The organism is Herbaspirillum sp. UBA812, assembly GCF_002296545.1.
Classification (GTDB): domain Bacteria; phylum Pseudomonadota; class Gammaproteobacteria; order Burkholderiales; family Burkholderiaceae_D; genus Herbaspirillum; species Herbaspirillum huttiense.
Map to the genome: position 1 here is coordinate 1 of NZ_DBIC01000307.1, position 338 is coordinate 338.

The following is a 338-nucleotide window of genomic DNA, read 5'->3' on the forward strand; positions in this document are numbered from 1 at the left end:
CCCCGCCATGGAAAGCAAACGCAGATGCATGAGACGAATATATCAAGCCGCAGCCAAGGGTGGCGCGGCGACTTCGCGAGCGGGAAGAAATTTGTCCGGACTATCGCGGCGATGCCACGAAACCGGCAGGAACCCTCCCAGTACATGGGACGGCTCTGGCGCAACGCCGATGTTCTCCCCCTCGAAAAACATCCGGTGACCAGTCAATGATTTGCCGCCGACCGCACTCCCTCCAGCGCGGAACCGACGGACAAAAAAAATAAGGCCCTGACAAAATCAGAGCCTTATCTCTACAGCTTCACAACACTTGAGCCAACTGGCGGAGAGGGTGGGATTCG

The 338-nt window shown here is 57.4% G+C and carries 1 protein-coding gene; it reads left to right on the forward strand.

Annotated features, from left to right (window positions below; all coding sequences use genetic code 11):
- Positions 1 to 210: hypothetical protein (locus tag B3873_RS21235; RefSeq protein WP_286868881.1), on the forward strand; the 210-nt coding region annotated here is incomplete at its 5' end.
- Positions 211 to 338: the final 128 nt, after the last annotated feature.